The organism is Sphingobium sp. BHU LFT2 (assembly GCF_018604485.1).
Classification (GTDB): Bacteria; Pseudomonadota; Alphaproteobacteria; order Sphingomonadales; family Sphingomonadaceae; genus Sphingobium; species Sphingobium yanoikuyae_A.
Genome location: NZ_JAFCGW010000064.1, coordinates 1 through 1,396 on the forward strand (window position 1 = coordinate 1; position 1,396 = coordinate 1,396).

Consider the following 1,396-nt stretch of genomic DNA (forward strand, 5'->3'; position numbering starts at 1 on the left):
AGCGGATGAGGTGGATGGCTCCCGCTCACGGCATCTGAGTGCCATGATGGGTTTGCTGTCATGCAACCCGAGCAGAGGAGCCACCCGCCATGAAGATTAGCACGATCGGCCTGGATTTGGCCAAGAACGTTTTTCAGGTTCACGGTATCAGCGCGACCGGTGAGGTCGTAATTCGCAAGGCGCTGCGGCGATCGCAGATGCTGCCGTTCTTCGAGAAACTGCCGCCGTGCCTGGTAGGCGCTGAGGCCTGCGGGACGTCGCATCACTGGGCGCGCGAACTCACCAAGCTGGGCCATGAGGTCAGGCTGATGCCGGCGGCTTACGTGAAGCCATATGTGAAGCGCGGCAAGAACGATGCCGCCGATGCGGAAGCGATCTGCGAAGCGGTCACACGTCAGACAATGCGGTTTGTGCCGATCAAGTCGCGCGAACAGCAGGCGGCGCTGTCGCTGCACCGCGTGCGCAACCTTCTGATCAAGCAGCGCACACAACTGGTCAACATGATGCGCAGCGTACTCGCCGAACTAGGGGTCGCCATCCCTGTCGGGATCAGGAAGGCGCTGCAGATCGCGCGCGAGATCGTCGACGGGGAATCCAAGCTCGACTTGCCCGCCGAAGCAGCCAACGTCATCGCCATGCTGGCAGGGCAACTGCTCCAGCTTCACGCCCAGTTGCGCAAGCTCGACCTACGTCTTGCCGCCTTGCAGCGGAGTGACGACAGGGCCCGTCGCTTGGCGACGATCCCTGGTATCGGACCAATCGGTGCGACCGCACTTGCCGCTTCAGTGACCGACCCAGGTCAGTTCTCGTCAGGGCGCCAGTTTGCCGCCTGGCTGGGGTTGACCCCGCGGCAGAGTTCAAGCGGCGGCAAGGAACGCCTGGGGCGCATTACCAAGATGGGTGACAGGTATTTGCGGCAGCTCCTGGTCATCGGTGCAACCGCGCTGGTCCGATACGCCAAGCAAAAGCCTGACACGGTCGATCCTCGCTTTGTCGCGCTGCTCGCCAGAAAGCCAGCGAGGGTCGTCTCGGTCGCCATCGCTAACAAGACGGCGCGGATCGCATGGGCGCTCATGGCGCGCGGCGGTGTCTTCGAGCGCGGGCATGCGCCTATGCTGGCGATAGCATAGATCATAGAGCTTGGCTGAGGAGACCAGCTTCACGAGGTTGTGAGAGCGAAGGATGTGATGGCGAAACCGGTCGAACCGGGAACAAGGACAACCCAAGGTCGGTCCTAGGCGTAATAGCCTGCAAAGCCGATAGGACCTTGTTCGCGGACAACATCAGGGCCAGCAGTCTGCACCGACTGCATCAACAGGCCGGACAGACGACTGCACCCGACCAGACGCCAGATCATCACTTTATGCTTGCAACGCGGGAGCCATCCACAGAGGAC

Annotated in this window: 1 protein-coding gene; it reads left to right on the top strand. The window is 61.9% G+C overall.

The annotated features are described in order from the left end of the window. The first annotated feature begins 89 nt into the window (after positions 1 to 89). Complete coding sequence (locus JQK15_RS26425) at positions 90 to 1,130, top strand: IS110 family RNA-guided transposase (protein ID WP_214869620.1); 1,041 nt, start codon at positions 90 to 92, stop codon at positions 1,128 to 1,130. The last annotated feature ends 266 nt before the right edge of the window (positions 1,131 to 1,396 follow it).